This is a genomic window from Lentzea sokolovensis (assembly GCF_033949975.1).
GTDB classification, from domain to species: Bacteria; Actinomycetota; Actinomycetes; order Mycobacteriales; family Pseudonocardiaceae; genus Lentzea; species Lentzea sokolovensis.
The window spans coordinates 244,251-262,249 of the sequence record NZ_JAXAVU010000013.1; the positions used below are offsets into that span (position 1 = coordinate 244,251).

The window sequence follows — 17,999 nt, forward strand, 5'->3', positions numbered from 1 at the left end:
CCTCCAGTACCAGAATAAAGGGGCTCTGGATACCAGGCTGAGGCTAACGCAGTCTGGGGTCATGGCAATCAAGGACAAGGTTGTGGCGATCACCGGCGCCAGCAGCGGGATCGGGGAGGCGACCGCTCTGCTGCTCGCGGAACGGGGCGCGCGCCTCGTGCTCGGAGCACGCCGGTCGGAGCGTCTCGCGGACCTCGTGGCCAGGATCGAGAAGGCCGGCGGCACGGCCGTGCACACGCGCACCGACGTGACCCGCCGCGAAGACCTGCACTCGTTGGTGACACTGGCCCGCGAGCGGTTCGGGCGGCTCGACGTGCTCGTCGGCAACGCTGGGGTCGGCCCGATCTCACCGCTGGACGACCTGCGCGTCGACGAATGGGACGAGATGGTCGACGTGAACATCAAGGGCGTGCTGCACGGCATCGCGGCGGCACTTCCGGTGTTCCGGGAACAGCAGTCCGGGCACTTCGTCACCACCGCCTCCACGGCCGCGTTCAACGTCGTGCCGGCCATGGCGGTCTACGCGGGCACCAAGGTCGCGGTCCGGTCGATCTGCGAGGGCCTGCGCCAGGAAGCGGGTCCTTCGGTGCGGGTGACCACGGTGTATCCGGGTTTCGTGCACACCGATTTCGCGGAGGCGTCGAGCAACACCGCTGTGCGGGAACGGATCGCGGGCATGCGGGACGAGATCGCGATCCCGCCCGACGCGATCGCCCGCGCCATCGCGTTCGCGATCGAGCAGCCGGCCGACGTCGACGTGAACGAGATCGCCGTGCGGCCGACTGCCCAGGCATAGTTATTTGGTCATCGGCTTTCCGTTGCCGGTGACGTTGGTGAACTTCAGGCCGTCGACGTTCTTGACGGTGTTGGTGGTGCTGTCGAGGCCGTTGAACTTCGAGTCGCGCAGGTCGAGGCCCTTGACGTGCTCCTGTGCGAGGCCGGAGACGTCGAGGACCTTGGAAGCCTTGGTGCAGCTGGAGTTCGAGACGGAGAACGGGCCGAACCTCGGCACGTTGCTGCCCGTCTGCGAGTTGTAGGTCGTGGTGACGTAGACGAACGCGCGCCCGAAGACGCCCGACACGCTGTCCAGGTTGATGTTCTGGGAGAAGCCGCCGCGTCGGGTGTTCGACTTGACGTACAGGGCGAACTTGGTGGCGTTGACGCAGGTCAGCCGGTAGCCATAGACGTTGCGGATGCCGCCGGTCTGCTCGGAGCCGCACGTGATGGCGCCCCAGTTGCCGTTCATGCGGCAGTTGACGACGACGATGTTCTGGCACGGCACGTTGATCCTGCGGCCGTCCTCGTCGCGGCCCGACTTGATCGCCACGTTGTCGTCGTGCGCGCCGAGGTCGCTGTTGGAGATCACGACGTGGTCGCACGACTCCGGGTCTACCGCGTCGGTGTTGTTGGCGGACGTGGTCGGGTCGGTGTGCACGTCGTCGACCGTGACGTTCTTGCAGAGCGTGGGATGGATCTGCCAGAACTTGGGGTTCTTCAGCGTGAGGCCCTGGATCAGCACCGTGTCGCAGTCGTAGGGCTCGATGAACGTCGAGCGCATGTTCTTGCCGGAGCCGGGAACCACGCGCTTGTCGGGCGGGGTTCCCTTGGCCACCAACGACTCCAGGTACGAGCGGTCGCTGCCCTTGTTCCAGCCGCCGGTGGCGCCCGCGTCGAGCGTGCCCTTGCCGGTGATGGCGATGTTGCTCTGCCTGTGCGCGTAGATCATGGGGGAGCGGTTCATGCACTCGATGCCCTCGTAGCGCGTGAGCACCGTCGGGAACTTCGAGGCGTCGCCGGAGAACTTGAGCAGCACGCCGTCCTCCAGGTGGAAGTCGACGTTGCTCAGCAGGTGGATCGCGCCCGTGACGTAGGTGCCCTTGGGAACGATCACGTGCCCGCCGCCCGCGGCGTTGCAGGCGGCGATGGCCTTCTTGAACGCGTCGGTGTTGTCGGTCTTGTTGTCGCCCTTGGCGCCGTAGGCCGTCGCGTCGAAATTTCGGTCCGGGAACGACGGGAGTTTCGTGTTCCGCACGATCTCGTTGGCGGCCGGCCAGGGCAGTGCGGGGACAGCGACCGCGAGCGCGGTCGCTGTCAGGACCGGTGTGGCGACCGCGGCCATGACGGTGGACTTCATCAGCAGCCTGCGGTTGATCCTGCCGTCCATGCGTCCTCTTCCGGTGGGAGGCGTGACGGCGGCGGTGTGTTACAGAAAGACTGTAAACGTTTGCGGTGGGTCAGCGGAAGGCGTTGCGCGTGTAGGTGAGGCTGAAGGCGCCCTTGTTGCTGAAGTACTTGTCGATCACCAGGGCCGGGTCGGTGGCCAGGTAGCCGCGATAGATCGCGCCGTCGTTCTGGTCGTCCCAGCCCCACGGCGCGTTGGCGGCGTTGTCCTTGCCGTTGTCACCGCGGAAGGTGCCGAACGACGAGTAGGTCTCCGCGTTGGTGCGGCGCGCCCACATCCCGTTGGTGTCGAGGGAGTTCACCAGGCGGTAGCCGACGCTGCGGTCGTTGCCACCTGACGGCACCTCGCCGGTGGCGGCGGGCTGGTAGATCACGCCGTCGCCGCCGGGGAAGTCGCTGCCGCTCCAGCGATAGAGGCCATGTCCCTTGGCTTCCTGGAACGTGGCGGGACGGCCGTTGACCAGCAACAGCGTGCCGTCGATGGTCTCCGACCCGTTCTGGTACGGCGACCCGGCGGGCACGTAGGAGTAGAAGTCGCTGTGCGCCACTGTGACCGCGGCTTCGAGCCGGCCGAACCCGGCGTCCTTGCGGACGACGAACAGGGTGCCCTCCAGGTCGTTCTCGTGCGTCCTGGTGCTGAACGGGTCGGGCTGGTCGTCCCAGTCGCGCGGGTGGAAGAAGCTGTAGACGAGGAACCAGTGGGTGGACGTCTCGACCACCGAGTAGTACGCGGCGCCGGTGAGTTTCGCGAGCTGGGTCTGGTTCTCCCAGTTGTTCAGCGTGTTCCAGTCGCCGTCGAAGTCCACAGTGGACAGATAATCGGCGTCTGCGTTCGAGTCGTCGGTGTCCTGGTGGTGGACCGGCGCCCAGTGCAGTGCCAGGTCGTGGTCCGAGACCGCGGCGTGGGCGGGCGCGGTGAGGGCCGTGGTGAAGAGAGCGATGGCCAGCAGGGAGGCACGGATCGTTTTCACGACGCCGGAGATTAGCTGTAGATGGTGACCGTCAGGCGGGGGTTTGAGCGAAAGTCCGTTGACTCGTAGGCAACGCGCGCGAGTGGCATCGAACCCGCCGCGGCGGTCAGCGTCGTCTCGATCTCGTGGCGCTCGTCCTCGGTCAGGTACGCCCAGAACGAGCTGTGCCAGATCACCGTGTACGTGCCGCGTTCTTCTGGCGGCACGAGGTTCTCGCGCAACCACCGTCCGGCGGGGGAGCGCGCGACCTTCACGCCGACCTTGGCGGCCAGTTCGATGGCGTCGTCGAGGTCCCACCGCAACGCGTCGTGCTCGGGCGGGATGAACGAGTGCAGGATCATCGCGTGCTTGGGATCGGCGGGGTCGCGTGGCTGCAGGTCGCAGCCGGCCCTGTCGACGATCTCCAGGTTCGGCGGCTGCGGCCCGACCGCGGCCAGCCGCACCGGCGAGTCCTTGTCGCCCCACTCCCAGCCGAGTCCGAACCAGCGGTAGTGGTCGAGGATGAGGTTCAGCCCGGCGCACGCGCCGAGTTCGAGCAGCCGGACCTTCGGCGCCCCGATCATCGTGAGCCCGCGGAGCAGGAACCCGGCCGTCTTCGGCTGGTGCTGCTGCACCGTCCGGTCCAGCGCGGCCAGGATCTCGCCCGCGTTCTCGACGATCGCGCGCCGTGCCGCCAGCCACGCCAGCAGAGCCGTGGAATCGGACTCCCCGGCCATTGCCGCCGCGTGCGCGCTGGCGAACCGCTGACTGAGTTCCGGCGCCTTGCCCGACAACATCAGCAACCGCACGCCCGCGAGCGCCTGGATGCCGAACAGCGGGCTGTGCACGGCGCTGTGCGAGCACAGCAGGTCCGCCACGGGACCGCCCCGGTCGAGTTCGCTGGCGAGTTCGGAGAGGATGCGCGCGGACACCGGCGCACTGGTGCGCAACCGCACCGCGAGCGTGCGCAGCGTGGAAGCGCCGATGGCGGCCGCGGTCACGTTTCCTCCCCTCCCCGGCAGAGGGACCTTACAAGGAGGTGAACGCATTACCACCCAGCTGAGACCGCGCGAGCCGTCAGAAGGCGGTAGGTATCGTGCGGCGGGTGAGCGAGTTCCTGGAGCTGTCCGCGGCCGGTCCGGTCGCCACGTTGACGATCAACCGCCCGGCCAAGCGCAACGCGATGTCGTACGAGATGTGGTCGGCCATACCAGGACTCCTGGCTCAAGTTTCCGCAGATGAGAGCATCCGCGCACTGGTGATCCGGGGCGGCGACCACTTCTCCGCGGGCGCCGACATCGCCGAGTTCTCGACGTTGCGCCGGGGTGCCGAGGGCGCCGCCCACTACGGCGAGGCGGTGCACAACGGTGAACGCGCCATTGCCCAGCTGGACAAACCCACGATTGCCGCGATTTCCGGTTTCTGCGTCGGCGGAGGCTGCGAGATCGCTCTCGCCTGCGACATTCGGGTGGCATCTTCGGAAGCCCGATTCGGCATCACGCCCGCGAAACTCGGCATCGTTTACAACTTCACGTCCACGAAGGCGTTGGTCGACGCGGTGGGCCCGGCCTGGGCGAAGCAGATCCTGTTCTCCGCCGATCTGATCGACTCGGCCACGGCGTTGCGGATCGGCCTCGTGAACGAGGTCGTCGAGTCCTTGGACGCCCGCGTGAAGGAACTCTCCGAACAGATCGCGGGGCGCGCGCAGGTGTCCGTGCGGGGCGCCAAGAAGATCATCAACTCGATCACGGACGGCGGGCACGAGGACGACTTCGTGCGCGCGCTGTACGCGGAGGCCGCCTCCAGCGCCGACTACGCCGAGGGCGTGACGGCGTTCCTGGAGAAGCGGCCGCCCAGGTTCTAGCCATGGGTGAACTGATGGGGGCCTTCACCGCGGCGGCCGATCACGGCTGTCTGCTGCTGGAGGACGAACAGCCGGCGGGGTTGCGGCACGACTCGTGGAACCCGGCGGAGGTGCTCTACGACGTGGAGGACGACTCCGTCATCTTCAGCGTCATTCCGTCGGTGGACGGGATGGTCACCGTGCGGGTGTGGCGAGGTGAACCCGAGCCCGGCTGCGCGACGCTGCCGTACTTCTCCGGTGTCTTGGTTCTCTCGCGCGGGAAGTTCATGCTGCGCGACCCGGAGGACACGGTGACGATGACTTTCTACCTTGAGCGGGGCCCGAACGCGTTCTACGTGCTGACGGACTCGGTCGAGTACCCCGAGTCTGTCGACATCGTCTTCTCGAACTAGAACACCTCAGCGGCGATCGTGGTGTCCGCGCCGTGCCCGGTGTGCACCACGGTCTCGCCGGGCAGCGTCAGCAGTTTCTCCCGGATCGACGCCTCGATCGTCGGCCGGTCCGAGAACGACCGCCCGGTCGCCCCAGGCCCGCCCTGGAACAGCGTGTCGCCCGTGAACACCGCGCCCAGCGACGGCACGTAGAAGCACACGGCGCCAGGCGAGTGCCCCGGCGTGTGCAGCACGTGGATCTCCTCGCCGGCCACCGTGAGCACCTGGCCGTCTTCCAGCGCCTGGTGCGGGATCACGCCGGTGTGCGTCAGCGACCACACGATGTGGTCGTCCTGGTGCAACGCCATCGGCGCGCCGGTCGCGTGCGCCAGATCCGGCGCGACCCGGACGTGGTCGTCGTGCGCGTGGGTGAGCAGGATCGCGACGACCTTGCGGCCGTCGACTGCTTTGAGGATCGCGTCCACGTCGTGCGGTGCGTCGATGACAACGCACTCATTGGAATCGCCGATGACCCAGACGTTGTTGTCGACGTCGAAAGTCTCGCCGTCCAGCGAGAAGGTGCCGGACGTGACGGTGTGATCAACGCGAAGGGCCATCAGAACACCACGACCGATCGCAGAACCTCGCCGCGGTGCATCTTCTCGAACGCGCCCTCGACGCCGTCCAGGGGGATCTCCTCGCTGACGAACGCGTCCAGGTCGAAGCGGCCCTGCTGGTACAGGTCCACCAGCATCGGGAAGTCGCGCGTGGGCAGGCAGTCGCCGTACCACGAGGACTTCAGCGCGCCGCCGCGCGAGAAGAAGTCGATCAGCGGCATCTCCAGCTGCATGTCCGGCGTCGGAACGCCCACCAGGACAACGGTTCCGGCGAGGTCGCGGGCGTAGAACGCCTGCTTCCACGTCTCGGGACGGCCGACCGCGTCGATCACGACGTCCGCGCCGAACGAGTCCGTCAGGTCCTGGATGGCGACGACGACGTCGTCGACCTCGCGTGCGTTGATGGTGTGCGTGGCGCCGAAACCCTTGGCCCACTCCAGCTTCTGCGGGTCGGTGTCCACCGCAATGATCTTCGCGGCGCCGGCGATGCGGGCGCCCGCGATGGCGCCGTCACCGACACCGCCGCAGCCGATCACGGCCACCGAGTCGCCGCGGCCCACGCCACCCGTGTTCATCGCGGCACCGACGCCGGCCATCACGCCGCAGCCCAGCAGGCCGACAGCGGCGGCGCGGGCGGACGGGTCGACCTTCGTGCACTGTCCGGAGTGGACCAGAGTCTTCTCCACGAACGCGCCGATGCCCAGCGCGGGCGAGAGTTTCGTGCCGTCGGCCAACGTCATCGGCTGCGACGCGTTGAACGTCGAGAAGCAGTACCAGGGCTTGCCGCGACGACAGGCGCGGCACGTGCCGCAGACGGCGCGCCAGTTCAGCACGACGAAGTCGCCGGGCGCCAAGTCTGAAACACCTTCGCCGACCGACTCCACGACGCCCGCGGCCTCGTGGCCCAGCAGGAACGGGAAGTCGTCGTTGATGCCGCCCTCGCGGTAGTGCAGGTCGGTGTGGCAGACGCCGCACGCCTGGATCTTCACCACTGCCTCGCCGGGGCCGGGATCGGGCACCAGCACCGAGGTCAGTTCCACCGGTTGTCCCTTGCCCCGGGCGACGATGCCCTTGACCTCTTGCGCCACTGCGACTCCGTCCTCAGTTGATCAGTGTCGTGCCTTCGAACTCGCCGAGTTCTTCCCGGTAGAACTCAATCCCTACACCGTTGGGGTCGCGGATGTACAGGCTGTCCTCGACGCCGCGGTCGGGGCCCAGGTACTCGATCCCCGCCTCGTCCAGCTTGGACTTGATCTCGTCGAACCGCTCGGGGGAGGTCGACAGGGCGAGGTGCTGAACGGCGCCGATCGTCTCGGAGAACGGCGGGTGGTCGTGGCCGGGGAAGTCGAAGAACCCCAGCAGGTTCTTGGCCCCGAGGTCGAAGAAGAAGTGGCTGGAGCCGTTGTAGTCGCGGTTCTCCACCAGCTCGACCAGCGGGAAGCCGAGGAACTCCTGGTAGAACCGGATGGTCTCCTCGACGTCCTTGCAGATCAACGCGATGTGGTGAACGCCCTGCGTGGGCGACCCGCCCCGTTCGGCGAGTGGCTTCACGTACTTCTTGCGCAGCTCGTCGCGCTTGGCCCGGATCGCGGCGAGGTCATCACCCTCTGGCTGTGGCATGCGCGTCAGAGTAGTTGAGGATTCAAACGTCCGCAGGCCTATCCGGCGATGCCCTCGAACTCCACCGCGTCGGCCCGGGCGAGCAGGGTGGCCTGCAGGAACGCCACCGAGGTCGCGGGATTCAGGCGGGTCTCGACCTGGGAAAGATCACCCGGTTGCCGGGCGTAGATCTTCAACGACGACACGTCGTGCAGCCCGAACCCGTCGTCGACACCCCACTGGGCGAGGTTCGCCGCGCTCATCAGCTCCTCGGCGTCGTCGAGCGAAGGAGCCGAGAAGTACAGCCGCCCGTGCGCGTAGACGCCGCGAGCGCCGCTGGGGGAGATGATCGTGACCGGCTCGCCCGTCCGGCAGGCCAGGAAGTGGAACGCGATGCCGCCGCCGAGCGAGCCGACGACCGTGGCCGCGGTCAGGCCGCTCCACGTCACCGGCCGCCGCGCGAACGCCTCCGCCTGGCCCAGCAGGAACTCGCGGTAGGTTTGAGGGTTCAGGTCCTGCAGGTAGTTCCACATCCGGAAGACGTGGTGGTAGCCGAGCTTGCCGGCCAGTTCCAGTGCCGCGCGGAACGCCAGCCGGCCGGCGTAGGTGTGCTCGTCGCACGGCGGGATCCGTCCGGCGCAGAACAGGTACTCGCCGTCGTGCGCATAGGCGATCGCCTTGTGCTCACCGGATTCCACGCCGTGCGCGCTCGTCCAGACCTCCGCGAAGCCACGGCCCTCGTCGGCCAGGTGCACCGTCAGTTCCGGACACCCGGCCCTCACCACGGGGTTGAAGGACGTGCCGGCGAACTTGACGACACCCAGCCGCGAACGGGCCGGGTCGTCCGGAACGGCGGTGAGCGGCTCGAACGTCGAAGACAGCGCACGAGACCGCAACCGACGAGTCATCACTGGCCTTTCCCAGGGGACCGGGCCAGATTAGGACGCCGTCGGCTCGTGCGCACTCATTCGTCTTGATTGGACTGAGTGGTGCTCAATCCTCTTCGTCGCCGGGCCATTCGCCCGTCAGCTTCTGAAAGCCCTTGGCGCCGCCGCGGTCGATGGCGGCTTTGACCAGGCCGAAGATGGCGCCCTGGATGGCCGCGGCCATCAGCACCTCGGTCCAGGCGCGGTTGCGCATGGTGGCACTCGGCGCTTCCTTGTCGCCCGCCACGAGTTTCCAGATCTGACCGAAGATCGCGGTGGCGAGGAAGCCTCCCAGCGCACCGATCAACATTCCCAGCGGGCGGTACAGGAGTTTCATCGGTTCCTCCTCGAGATCGCCCAGATCGCGACGATGAGCGCGATCAGAGCCGCTGCCATGGCGCCGGGGTGGCGACGGGCCTTCTCGACCTGGACGGCGACGGGTTCGGGCAGCGAGTCGACCGCCTGGTTGGTGGCGGCGGTCATCTTCGCGACCGTCTCGTGCGCCTGCTCCTTCACCCGGACAGCCGTCTCCTGGGCCTGTCCCTTCACCCGCTCGGCCGTCTCGTGTGCCTGCTCCTTGACCCGGCCGGGAACATCCACCTTGTGCGCCAACGCTTCCACCGTCTCGCCCAGCTCACGCCGGGTGCGTTCGACGTCGCGCTGCAGCTCTTCCTTGGGGTCGCTCATCGGTGCGCCTTCTCCTTGATCGTCGCGATGTCCTGCTGGACGTTGTCCATCGCCTGCCTCGGCACCGGGGGCGCCGCCTGCTTGACCTGGCCCTTGCCCACGAGGGCGAAGATGCCCGCGAACAGCAGAAGGGCGGCCGCGACGATCAACGCGGCCGCCCACGGCGGTACTACGAGTGCCAGCAGCAGGATCAGGCCCGCGACGACGCTGAGCCCGCCCCACCACGCGAACACGCCGGCCGCGCCGAACATCCCGGCGCCGACACCGGCGTGCTTGCCCTTGTCCTTCAGCTCCGCGACAGCGAGACGGATCTCATCGCGCGCTAGCCTGCTCACCTGCTCGGACAGCTGGTGGACCAGCTGTGCGGTCGACGTGTCGGTGTTCATGCACGTCAGGTACCCACAGGTGCGGTAGACCAATCAGCCCTGCTGGGCCTGTGCCTCCGCGACCTTCGCGTGGACCTCTTCCATGTTCACTTCGCGCGCCTGCTGGATCAGGTCGTTCAGCGCGGGTGCGGGCAGCGCGCCGGGCTGCGAGAACAGCACGACGCCTTCGCGCACGATCATCAACGTCGGGATCGACCGGATGCCGAACGTGGCCGCGAGCTCCTGCTGCGCCTCCGTGTCGACCTTGCCGAACACGATGTCCTCGTTCTTGTCCGACGCGGCCTCGTAGGTCGGTCCGAACGCGCGGCACGGGCCGCACCACTCGGCCCAGAAGTCGACCAGGACGATGCCGGAGCCGTCGGAGTCACCGACCACCTCGTCGAAGTTCTCCTTGGTCAGCTCGACCGTCGCCATGTTGGTCCTCCTCGTTCGCTGGGGGCACCCGATCCAACGGAGCAGAGGCCGGTGGAATTCCCCGCGTGCTCCCGGTCACGCCTGCTTTCAACTTTTTGTGGACGTCTTCAACTGGACGTTGTACGGTCCCCGCCATGAAGCCGCGCCTGCTCGTGACCTCGCTGCTCGTACTGGGGCTCGCCGCCTGCGGGTCCACGTCTGACCCCGCTCAGACGTCCACGCCTCCGTCGTCCGACCTGGGCTCGGTCAAGAAGGACGACGCGCTCGCCGCGCTGCTGCCGCCCGAGATCGCCTCGGCCGGCACGCTGAAGGTGGGGTCGAACATCCAGAACCCGCCGAACAACTTCTACGACCAGGACGGCAAGACGCCGCTGGGGTCGGAGGTCGACCTGATCAAGGCGATCTCCGCGAAGCTCGGGCTCAAGGCCGAGCACAGCGACATGGCGTTCAGCTCGCTGATCACCAGCCTGGAGACCGGCCGCGTCGACGTGACGATGGCCGCGATGAACGACACCGCCGAGCGCCAGCAGAAGATCGACTTCGTCGACTACTTCACCTCCGGCATCACGATCATGGTGCAGAAGGGCAACCCGCAGGGCGTCAAGGGGCCCGACGACCTGTGCGGCAAGGGCATCGCGGTGAACCTGGGCAGCTCGCAGGAGCAGTTCGGCAAGGAGCAGAGCGCCAAGTGCGTGGCCGCCGGCAAGCCCGAGGTGACGTTGAGCGTCACCGACAGCGACACCGGCAACCAGAACCAGCTGCGCACCGGCCGCGTCGCCGCGATCCTCAACGACCTGCCGACCGCCGTCTACGTCGCGAAGACCGCTGGTGACGGCCAGTACTTCGAGGTCGTGCCGCTCGCACCGATCAACGGTGGCCCGTACGGCATCGGCGTCGCGAAGAAGAACGCCAAGCTGTCCGAGGCGATCAAGGGCGCGCTCCAGTCCCTGATCGACGACGGCACCTACGAGAAGATCGTCACCACCTGGGACATCAAGCAGGGTGCGATCACGAAGGCCGCGATCAATGGCAAGTGATCTCCAGACCAGTGAGCTCCAGCAGGGGGAGCTCACCGTCGTGCCGCTGCGCCACCCCTGGCGGTGGTTCAGCGGCGCGGTGATCCTCCTGGTCATCGGCGGGCTCGGCTGGGCGATGGCCGAGGCGCAGATCCAGTGGGAGGACGTGCCGGGGTTCTTCACGCACCCCGTGATGCTCGAAGGCCTGCTCAACACCATCGTGCTGGCTCTGGCCGCGCAGGGCGGCGCGATCGTGCTCGGCGTGATCATCGCGTTGATGCGGCTGTCGGCGAACCCCGTCGCGCGGTGGTTCGCGGTCGGCTACATCTGGCTGTTCCGCGGGCTGCCGGTGCTGCTGCAGATCCTGATCTGGTTCAACCTCGCGCTGGTGTTCCAGAACATCAGCATCCCGATGGTGTTCTCCGTGCCCACCAACGTGGTCATGACCGCGTTCGTCGCGGCGCTGCTCGGCCTGGGGCTCAACGAGAGCGCCTACATGGCCGAGATCGTCCGCGCGGGCCTGAGCAGCGTCGACGAGGGCCAGACCGAGGCGGCCAAGTCGATCGGCATGACACCGCTGACGACGTTGCGCCGAGTCGTTCTGCCACAGGCGATGCGCGTGATCATCCCGCCGACCGGCAACAACTTCATCAACATGATCAAGGGCACCTCGATGGCGTCGGTGATCGCCTTCCTGGAGCTCATCCACGCCGCGAACAACATCTCCTCGCGCAACCTGGAGATCATGGAGACCCTGTTCGCCGCCGCGGCCTGGTACCTCGTGATGGTGTCCGTCGCGTCGATCGGGCAGCACTACCTGGAGCGTGCTTATGGCCCTCGTTGAGGCGATTGGGGTCCGCAAGTCGTTCGGCCACACCGAGGTGCTCAAGGGCATCGACCTGGAGGTCGAGCGCGGCGAGGTCGTCTGCCTGCTCGGGCCGTCGGGCGCGGGCAAGTCGACGTTCCTGCGTTGCGTGAACCACCTGGAGACCATCGACGCCGGCCGGATCTGGGTCGACGGCGTGCCCGTCGGGTTCCGTGCCGCGGGCGGGAAGCTCTACGAACTGCGCGAACGCGACGCGGCCCACCAGCGGCGCGACGTCGGCATGGTGTTCCAGCGGTTCAACCTGTTCCCGCACCGCACGGCGCTGGAGAACATCATGGAGGGCCCGGTCCAGGTCCTCGGACGCGGCCGGGCCGAGGTGCGCGCGGAGGCGTTGGCGCTGCTGGAAAGGGTGGGACTGTCCGAGAAGGCTTCCGCCTACCCCGGGCAGCTCTCGGGTGGGCAGCAACAACGTGTTGCGATCGCCCGTGCTCTGGCGATGAAGCCCAAGCTGATGCTGTTCGACGAGCCCACGTCCGCGTTGGACCCGGAGCTGGTCGGCGAGGTGCTCGACGTCATGACCTCGCTCGCCCGCGACGGCATGACGATGATCGTGGTCACTCACGAGATCGGCTTCGCCCGCTCGGTCGCCGACCGCGTGGTGTTCCTCGTCGACGGCGCCGTGGTGGAGAGCGGCACGCCGGCCGACGTGCTGGACAATCCGCAGCAGCCGCGCACGCAACAGTTCCTCGCAAAGGTGCTCTGAGTTGATCGACGCCCCGTACCTCGCCCAGTTCCGCGAACCGGAGGGGTATCTCGACTTCGCCCGCTTCGGCCCACCGTCCCTGGCGGTGGTGACGGCCACCTCGCGCCTGATGGAACAAGCGTCCCTCGCCGGGCCGTCCACTGTGGACACGCTGATGCGCGAGGAACAACGGGTGAAGGCCGCCGTCGCGCGGTTGTGCCGCACCGACACCGACCACGTGGCTCTGGTGCCGAACACGTCGATCGGCCTGTTCCAGGCGGCCTTCGGCCTGTCGGGCACGGTCATGTACTCCGCGGCGGAGTTCCCGTCCAACACCTATCCGTGGGTGCGGGCGGGACTTCCGTCAGTGGTGTTGGACGGTCCCGTGCATCCCGCGGCCGTCGCAACCCGTCTGACTGGTGACGTTTCCGCGCTGTCGGTGTCCTCTGTGGACTTCCGCACCGGCTACCGCGCGGACCTGGCGACGTTGCGCGAGGTCGTCGGCGACCGCCTGCTGATCGTGGACGGCATCCAGGGCTTCGGCGTCGTCGACGAACCGTGGGAACTGGCCGACGTGCTGGTCGTCGGTGGGCAGAAGTGGCTGCGGGCGGGCTGGAGCACCGGTTTCGTCGTGCTGTCGGACCGTGCGCTGGAACGCCTGTCGCCTGTCTTGTCGGGCTGGACCGGCGCCGTGGACGCGGGCCTGTTCGACGACTCGGTGCACACCGCCGCCCCGGACGCCGCCTCCTGGAACATCACGAACCTCTCGCCGGTCGTGTCCGGCGCCTTCGCGGAAGCGCTGGAACTCGTCGAGCTGGCAGGCGTTTCCTCGCTGGACTCGGCGGTGAGCGAGATCGTCGCGGAGGTCGAGGAGATCGTGCTGTCGAGCGGCGGCAAGATCGTGTCCGCCCGCGAACGCCGCGCCGGCATCCTCGCCTTCACCATGCCCGAAGCCGCTTCGGTGGTCGGGGAGGCGTTGAACGCCTTCGGAATCACCGCCACCGTCCGCCCCGAGCACGTCCGCCTGTCGCCCCACGCCACCACGTCGCGGGCAACGTTGGAACGCCTGCGCGCCGCCCTGAAGTCGTTGTCCGCCTCGGCTTCCTCCCCGATCCCGGCCGCGCTGTCGGCGCTGGTGCCGACCATCGACAGCCTCGCCTCGGCCCTGGGCCCGGACACCGAGGTCGTCGTGCACGACCTGTCCAGGCTGCCGAACTCGATCATCGCGATCGCCGGTTCGCTGACCGGCCGCCAGGTGGGCGGTCCGATGACGGACCTGTTGCTGGGCCTCGTCCGGCGCGGCACGACCACCGACATGCCCGGCTACGAGACCTACGCCCCGGACGGCCGCGCGATCTGGTCGTCGACGACCTTCGTGCGCGACGCGGCCGGCGTGGCCGTGGGCTGCCTGTGCGTCAACAAACTCGCGGCGCACGAGGCTTCCGGGCCCGTGGAGTCGTTTCCGCAGGACGTGGACACGCTTCAGCGCGTGCTGGTCGAGAAGGCGATCGCCGACGTGGGCGTGCCCGTCGAGCTGATGAAGAAGGTGCACAAGTCGCAGGTCGTCCGAGTGCTGGACGAGGCGGGCTTCTTCCTCATCCGCGACTCGGTCGACCACCTGGCGGGCGTCCTGGAGGTCACCCGCTACACGATCTACAACTACCTCAACGAGAACCGAGGGACCTGAGCAGGTTCTGCCAGGCGGGGACCGAGAACGCGAGGACGTCGCCACCCGCGTTCTTCGAGTCCCGGACGAGGGCGTTGTGAGACAGCGACACTTCAACGCAGTTGCTGTCCTCGGCTCCACCGCTGTAGCTGCTAGTACGCCAAGTGCGGTCCTGAGTCATCGAAGTCCTCTCGCGGTGGGCTGACGTAGTCCGCCAGCTTGCTCCGCGATTGTTCCGCACTCAAGGCGACCTGATCCAGGCGGTCGAAGAGGAGTCGGGTGCGCGCGATGGCACCCGGATCTTCCACGAAGACGTTCGCGTGAATCGTCTCGCTGAAGACGAGCGACCTCGCCTTCTCGAACTCCCAGAGCACGAAGCTGGATGCGACGATCGGCGCGTCCTTGGGCACGATCCTGACGGTGTGCGTGTTGAACAACAGCCGGGCGTACTGATCCTCCATGACCGCGGCGCTGCCGACCTGGCGGTCCAGCGCATGCTCATGGATGTAGAACACGCAAGTCGGCCGATCGTGTCGGCGCAGGATCGCCTGGCGCTCGATCCGATACTGGACGAGGTTCGGAATCCGCTCTTCGGTGACCAGCCCGGTCATGCGGTAGATGCCGTCTGCGTACTCGGGTGACTGCGTCAATCCGGGCATCGCCAGCGCGTCGTAGCTCATGATCGTGACGGCGGTCGCCTCCGCCCGCACCATCGCCCTGAGGTTGTCGGACACCTGCACGATGTACTCTTCGAAGGCGTACTGGTAGCGGCGCTTGAAGTCGTTGATGAAGTCGATGTCCTTGCCGCACATGGACAAGTACTGGATGAGGTCGACCTCGCTGGCCTTCGCCCTGCCATGCTCTACCGTTGAGACCTTGCTCGGGTCCCAGCCCAGCTTCTCGGCCATCTTGTTGCCGACGAAGCCCGTGCAGGTCTCGCGGAGGCGCCGGAGTTCGTCACCCAGATCCCGGCTGTACGCGGTGGATGCAGTCATACACCGACGCTATGGGTTGTATTCAATACAATCAGCTGCTCGTTCGGGTGAAAACAGTCCCGGTCCGGATCGGGTCCCGCTGGAGCCACTCAGCTTTCCCGTAACTTGCGTCTTCCCTCGTTGCCATCTCGGCTTTACCGTTCCAGGTGTGAGAGCGCTCTCAAAGGTGAGATGGCGGCGCGGACTGGCCGCCGTAGCGATTGCCCTGTCGTCATTGGCGACGGTCGAGGCCGCGTACGCGGCCGACGACTACACGCAGAACGTGACCGCGATCGACGCGACTCAAGCCCGGATCAACTTCACGCCGACGACCCCTGCTGTCTACGTCGACGTGCACTACCTGATCTCCGGCCAATCGCAGCAGAACTTCCGGATGACCAACAACGCCGGGACCTGGCAGAAGACCGTCGGGTCGCTGTCGTCCGGCACGGTGATCGACTACTGGTTCACCTACGAGAAATCCGGGCCGCAGTACGACACCCCGCACTTCAGCTACACGCACAACAGCGCGCCGCAACCCGTCGCGACGCCGACGTTCAGCCCGCCTGGCGGTACGTACTCGACCGCACAGACGGTGACGATCTCGACCGCCACGTCCGGCGCGACGATCCGCTACACGATCGACGGCTCGACGCCGACCTCGTCGTCGACCCTGTACAGCGGCCCGATCTCGGTGCCCAGCAACAGGACCATCAACGCGATTGGTATCAAGTCGGGTCAGGCGAACTCGTCGGTCGGCAGCGCGTCGTACGTGATCGGCACGCCGGTCGCGACGCCGACTTTCAGTCCGCCGGGCGGCGCCTACGCGTCCGCGCAGACGGTGACGATCTCCACCGCGACCTCCGGCTCCACGATCCGGTACACAGTGGACGGCTCGACGCCGACCTCGTCGTCGACCCTGTACAGCGGGCCGATCTCGGTGCCCAGCAACAGGACCATCAACGCGATCGGCATCAAGTCGGGGCTCGCGAACTCGGCCGTGGCCAGCGCGACCTACACGATCGGCACGCAGCAGGGTTGTACGCAGTCCGACAACCCGAACTTCGGGCCGAACACGCGCATCTTCGACCCGAGCATGTCGGCGACGAGCATCCAGACGCAGCTCGACATCGACTTCAACAACCAGAAGGACACGCTGACCGCGCAGATGGCGCCCCGGCGGGTCGCGCACCTGTTCAAGCCCGGCACCTACAACGGCATCCACGACGACGTCGGCTACTACACGTCCGTCTCGGGTCTCGGCCGCAACCCCGGTGACGTGCTGATCAACGGTGACATCACCGTGGACGCGTTCAACGAGTCCGACAAGGGCGTGGCGCTGCAGAACTTCTGGCGCTCCGCCGAGAACATGGCCGTCAACCCGGCCAGCGGCACCAACCGGTGGGCGGTCGCGCAGGCCGCGCCGTTCCGCCGCATGGACATCCGCGGCAACCTGGCGCTCTACCCGGCGAGCTACGGGTTCGCGTCCGGCGGCTACACGGCTGACAGCCGCGTGTCCGGTCAGACGGCGTCGGTCTCGCAGCAGCAGTGGTACACGCGGGACACGAACTACGGCAGCTGGAACGGCGGCGTGTGGAACATGGTGTTCTCCGGAACGCCGGGCGCACCCGCGAACACGTTCCCGAGCCCGCCGTCGACGAACCTCGCGACGACGCCGATCTCGCGCGACGTGCCCTACCTCTACCTCGACGGCAGCCAGTACCGCGTGTTCCTGCCTTCCCTGCGCACCAACGCTTCCGGTGCGTCGTGGATCAACGGCGGCACGCCCGGCACGTCGTTGCCGATGAGTCAGTTCTACGTCGTGAAGTCCGGCGACACCGCCGCGACGATCAACGCGGCGCTGGGTCAGGGCTGCAACCTGTTCTTCACGCCCGGCATCTACAACGTCAACCAGACGATCAACATCACGCGGCCCAACACCGTCGTGCTGGGCATCGGCTACGCGACGATCGTGCCGCAGAACGGCGTCACCGCGATGCAGGTCGCGGACGTCGACGGCGTGCGGATCAAGGGCATCCTGTTCGACGCCGGCACCACGCTGTCGAACTCGCTGCTGACCGTCGGCCCCGCGGGCTCCTCTGCCTCGCACGCGTCCAACCCGACCACGCTGCAGGACGTGTTCTTCCGCGTCGGCGGGGCGGTCGCGGGCAAGGCCACCAACAGCCTCGTCGTCAACAGCAACAACACGATCATCGACCACAGCTGGATCTGGCGCGCCGACCACGGCAACGCCGGCACCTGGGGCTGGAACGAGGCCATCGGTGACACCGGCCTGGTCGTGAACGGCAACGACGTGCTGGCCACCGGCCTGTTCGTCGAGCACTACCAGAAGTACCAGGTCATCTGGAACGGCAACGGCGGACGGACCATCTTCTACCAGAACGAGATGCCGTACGACGTGCCGAACCAGGCGGCCTGGAACGCGCCCAACGGGGTGACGGGCTACGCGGCCTACAAGGTCGCGGACAACGTCACCACGCACGAGGCGTGGGGGCTCGGCAGCTACTGCTTCTTCAACGTCAACCCGTCGGTGAGAGCGGAGCACGCGTTCGAGGTGCCCAACCGATCCGGCGTCCGGATGCACAACCTGCTGACCGTGTCGCTCAACTACCAGGGAACGATCACCCACGTGATCAACGACGTGGGGGCGGTGACGCCGCCGGGCACCGTGCCGGTGAACGTCGTCAACTACCCGTAGTGCTGCTCTGAAGTACGGCCCGTCACCTCCTCCTGGTGACGGGCCGTATCGCTGCCGCCAC

The 17,999-nt window shown here is 67.2% G+C and carries 21 protein-coding genes; 8 read left to right on the forward strand and 13 right to left on the reverse strand.

The window, feature by feature from the left end; genetic code table 11:
• Window positions 1-61 precede the first annotated feature (61 nt).
• The gene (locus tag SK854_RS32395; protein ID WP_319978927.1) at window positions 62-796 is read left to right on the forward strand and encodes an SDR family oxidoreductase; all 735 of its coding nucleotides are present in this window, start codon (window positions 62-64) and stop codon (window positions 794-796) included.
• Here the strand turns inward: SK854_RS32395 and SK854_RS32400 are convergent, their stop codons facing one another.
• The 3 genes from SK854_RS32400 to SK854_RS32410 form a co-directional block, all read right to left on the reverse strand.
• The gene (locus SK854_RS32400) at window positions 797-2,164 is read right to left on the reverse strand and encodes a glycoside hydrolase family 28 protein (RefSeq protein WP_319978928.1); all 1,368 of its coding nucleotides are present in this window, start codon (window positions 2,162-2,164) and stop codon (window positions 797-799) included. It lies immediately after the preceding gene.
• 70 nt (window positions 2,165-2,234) lie between these two features.
• Window positions 2,235-3,152 (reverse strand): hypothetical protein, encoded by a 918-nt coding sequence (locus SK854_RS32405; RefSeq protein WP_319978929.1) that lies wholly within the window; start codon window positions 3,150-3,152, stop codon window positions 2,235-2,237.
• Between the two features lie 11 nt (window positions 3,153-3,163).
• On the reverse strand, window positions 3,164-4,132 hold the full coding sequence (locus SK854_RS32410; RefSeq protein ID WP_319978930.1) for a DUF2332 family protein: 969 nt from the start codon (window positions 4,130-4,132) through the stop codon (window positions 3,164-3,166).
• 104 nt (window positions 4,133-4,236) lie between these two features.
• Here SK854_RS32410 and SK854_RS32415 point away from each other — a divergent pair, with 104 nt between their 5' ends.
• Both SK854_RS32415 and SK854_RS32420 read left to right on the forward strand, forming a co-directional pair.
• A complete protein-coding gene (locus SK854_RS32415; RefSeq protein WP_319978931.1) occupies window positions 4,237-4,995 on the forward strand; it encodes an enoyl-CoA hydratase/isomerase family protein in 759 nt (252 codons plus the stop codon).
• Window positions 4,996-4,997: 2 nt separating this feature from the next.
• On the forward strand, window positions 4,998-5,387 hold the full coding sequence (locus SK854_RS32420; protein ID WP_319978932.1) for a hypothetical protein: 390 nt from the start codon (window positions 4,998-5,000) through the stop codon (window positions 5,385-5,387).
• Here SK854_RS32420 and SK854_RS32425 read toward each other — a convergent pair.
• The 8 genes from SK854_RS32425 to trxA all read right to left on the reverse strand — a co-directional run bounded on the left by SK854_RS32425 (window position 5,384) and on the right by trxA (window position 9,995).
• On the reverse strand, window positions 5,384-5,983 hold the full coding sequence (locus tag SK854_RS32425; protein WP_319978933.1) for an MBL fold metallo-hydrolase: 600 nt from the start codon (window positions 5,981-5,983) through the stop codon (window positions 5,384-5,386). The two genes, SK854_RS32420 and SK854_RS32425, sit on opposite strands and share 4 nt — an antisense overlap.
• Window positions 5,983-7,071 (reverse strand): S-(hydroxymethyl)mycothiol dehydrogenase, encoded by a 1,089-nt coding sequence (locus SK854_RS32430; RefSeq protein ID WP_319978934.1) that lies wholly within the window; start codon window positions 7,069-7,071, stop codon window positions 5,983-5,985. Before SK854_RS32430 ends, SK854_RS32425 begins: the two co-directional genes overlap by 1 nt.
• A 13-nt stretch (window positions 7,072-7,084) precedes the next feature.
• On the reverse strand, window positions 7,085-7,603 hold the full coding sequence (locus SK854_RS32435) for a VOC family protein (RefSeq protein WP_319978935.1): 519 nt from the start codon (window positions 7,601-7,603) through the stop codon (window positions 7,085-7,087).
• Window positions 7,604-7,641: 38 nt separating this feature from the next.
• A complete protein-coding gene (locus SK854_RS32440) occupies window positions 7,642-8,490 on the reverse strand; it encodes a chorismate transformation enzyme, FkbO/Hyg5 family (protein WP_319978936.1) in 849 nt (282 codons plus the stop codon).
• A gap of 85 nt (window positions 8,491-8,575) precedes the next feature.
• Window positions 8,576-8,845 (reverse strand): DUF4235 domain-containing protein, encoded by a 270-nt coding sequence (locus SK854_RS32445; RefSeq protein WP_319978937.1) that lies wholly within the window; start codon window positions 8,843-8,845, stop codon window positions 8,576-8,578.
• On the reverse strand, window positions 8,842-9,195 hold the full coding sequence (locus SK854_RS32450; RefSeq protein WP_319978938.1) for a DUF3618 domain-containing protein: 354 nt from the start codon (window positions 9,193-9,195) through the stop codon (window positions 8,842-8,844). The genes SK854_RS32445 and SK854_RS32450 overlap by 4 nt, the downstream gene beginning before the upstream one ends.
• Window positions 9,192-9,581: a phage holin family protein gene (locus SK854_RS32455; protein ID WP_319978939.1), complete on the reverse strand. Its 390-nt coding sequence runs from the start codon at window positions 9,579-9,581 to the stop codon at window positions 9,192-9,194. The genes SK854_RS32450 and SK854_RS32455 overlap by 4 nt, the downstream gene beginning before the upstream one ends.
• A 33-nt stretch (window positions 9,582-9,614) precedes the next feature.
• Complete coding sequence (trxA, locus tag SK854_RS32460; RefSeq protein ID WP_319978940.1) at window positions 9,615-9,995, reverse strand: thioredoxin; 381 nt, start codon at window positions 9,993-9,995, stop codon at window positions 9,615-9,617.
• A 134-nt stretch (window positions 9,996-10,129) separates the two neighbouring features.
• On the opposite strand from trxA, the gene SK854_RS32465 reads away from it, so the two are divergent.
• Genes SK854_RS32465 through SK854_RS32480 form a run of 4 tightly spaced genes read left to right on the forward strand, consistent with a single transcriptional unit; the run spans window position 10,130 to window position 14,266 of the window.
• Window positions 10,130-11,032: an ABC transporter substrate-binding protein gene (locus tag SK854_RS32465; protein WP_319978941.1), complete on the forward strand. Its 903-nt coding sequence runs from the start codon at window positions 10,130-10,132 to the stop codon at window positions 11,030-11,032.
• Window positions 11,022-11,855, forward strand: a complete 834-nt coding sequence (locus tag SK854_RS32470; protein ID WP_319978942.1) for an amino acid ABC transporter permease — start codon at window positions 11,022-11,024, stop codon at window positions 11,853-11,855. The genes SK854_RS32465 and SK854_RS32470 overlap by 11 nt, the downstream gene beginning before the upstream one ends.
• The gene (locus tag SK854_RS32475) at window positions 11,842-12,600 is read left to right on the forward strand and encodes an amino acid ABC transporter ATP-binding protein (RefSeq protein WP_406601853.1); all 759 of its coding nucleotides are present in this window, start codon (window positions 11,842-11,844) and stop codon (window positions 12,598-12,600) included. Before SK854_RS32470 ends, SK854_RS32475 begins: the two co-directional genes overlap by 14 nt.
• A 1-nt stretch (window position 12,601) precedes the next feature.
• Window positions 12,602-14,266 carry an aminotransferase class V-fold PLP-dependent enzyme gene (locus tag SK854_RS32480; protein WP_319978944.1) on the forward strand — a complete coding sequence of 555 codons (1,665 nt, stop codon included), beginning with the start codon at window positions 12,602-12,604 and terminating at the stop codon, window positions 14,264-14,266.
• Here the strand turns inward: SK854_RS32480 and SK854_RS32485 are convergent.
• Both SK854_RS32485 and SK854_RS32490 read right to left on the reverse strand, forming a co-directional pair.
• Complete coding sequence (locus tag SK854_RS32485; protein ID WP_319978945.1) at window positions 14,244-14,426, reverse strand: DUF397 domain-containing protein; 183 nt, start codon at window positions 14,424-14,426, stop codon at window positions 14,244-14,246. The genes SK854_RS32480 and SK854_RS32485 overlap by 23 nt on opposite strands.
• On the reverse strand, window positions 14,398-15,240 hold the full coding sequence (locus tag SK854_RS32490; protein ID WP_319978946.1) for a helix-turn-helix domain-containing protein: 843 nt from the start codon (window positions 15,238-15,240) through the stop codon (window positions 14,398-14,400). Before SK854_RS32490 ends, SK854_RS32485 begins: the two co-directional genes overlap by 29 nt.
• Before the next feature lie 148 nt (window positions 15,241-15,388).
• Here SK854_RS32490 and SK854_RS32495 point away from each other — a divergent pair, with 148 nt between their 5' ends.
• Entirely contained in the window at window positions 15,389-17,938 is a 2,550-nt protein-coding gene (locus tag SK854_RS32495) for a chitobiase/beta-hexosaminidase C-terminal domain-containing protein (protein WP_319978947.1), read from the forward strand.
• The last annotated feature ends 61 nt before the right edge of the window (window positions 17,939-17,999 follow it).

Excerpts from the sequence above, each read along its gene's own strand:
- SK854_RS32395 (WP_319978927.1), top strand. The coding sequence starts at position 62 with ATGGCAATCAAGGACAAGGTTGTGGCGATCACCGGCGCCAGCAGCGGG.
- SK854_RS32400 (WP_319978928.1), bottom strand. The coding sequence starts at position 2,164 with ATGGACGGCAGGATCAACCGCAGGCTGCTGATGAAGTCCACCGTCATG.
- SK854_RS32420 (WP_319978932.1), top strand. The coding sequence starts at position 4,998 with ATGGGTGAACTGATGGGGGCCTTCACCGCGGCGGCCGATCACGGCTGT.
- SK854_RS32425 (WP_319978933.1), bottom strand. The coding sequence starts at position 5,983 with ATGGCCCTTCGCGTTGATCACACCGTCACGTCCGGCACCTTCTCGCTG.
- SK854_RS32435 (WP_319978935.1), bottom strand. The coding sequence starts at position 7,603 with ATGCCACAGCCAGAGGGTGATGACCTCGCCGCGATCCGGGCCAAGCGC.
- SK854_RS32440 (WP_319978936.1), bottom strand. The coding sequence starts at position 8,490 with ATGACTCGTCGGTTGCGGTCTCGTGCGCTGTCTTCGACGTTCGAGCCG.
- SK854_RS32445 (WP_319978937.1), bottom strand. The coding sequence starts at position 8,845 with ATGAAACTCCTGTACCGCCCGCTGGGAATGTTGATCGGTGCGCTGGGA.
- SK854_RS32450 (WP_319978938.1), bottom strand. The coding sequence starts at position 9,195 with ATGAGCGACCCCAAGGAAGAGCTGCAGCGCGACGTCGAACGCACCCGG.
- SK854_RS32455 (WP_319978939.1), bottom strand. The coding sequence starts at position 9,581 with ATGAACACCGACACGTCGACCGCACAGCTGGTCCACCAGCTGTCCGAG.
- trxA (WP_319978940.1), bottom strand. The coding sequence starts at position 9,995 with ATGGCGACGGTCGAGCTGACCAAGGAGAACTTCGACGAGGTGGTCGGT.
- SK854_RS32465 (WP_319978941.1), top strand. The coding sequence starts at position 10,130 with ATGAAGCCGCGCCTGCTCGTGACCTCGCTGCTCGTACTGGGGCTCGCC.
- SK854_RS32470 (WP_319978942.1), top strand. The coding sequence starts at position 11,022 with ATGGCAAGTGATCTCCAGACCAGTGAGCTCCAGCAGGGGGAGCTCACC.
- SK854_RS32475 (WP_406601853.1), top strand. The coding sequence starts at position 11,842 with ATGGCCCTCGTTGAGGCGATTGGGGTCCGCAAGTCGTTCGGCCACACC.
- SK854_RS32485 (WP_319978945.1), bottom strand. The coding sequence starts at position 14,426 with ATGACTCAGGACCGCACTTGGCGTACTAGCAGCTACAGCGGTGGAGCC.
- SK854_RS32490 (WP_319978946.1), bottom strand. The coding sequence starts at position 15,240 with ATGACTGCATCCACCGCGTACAGCCGGGATCTGGGTGACGAACTCCGG.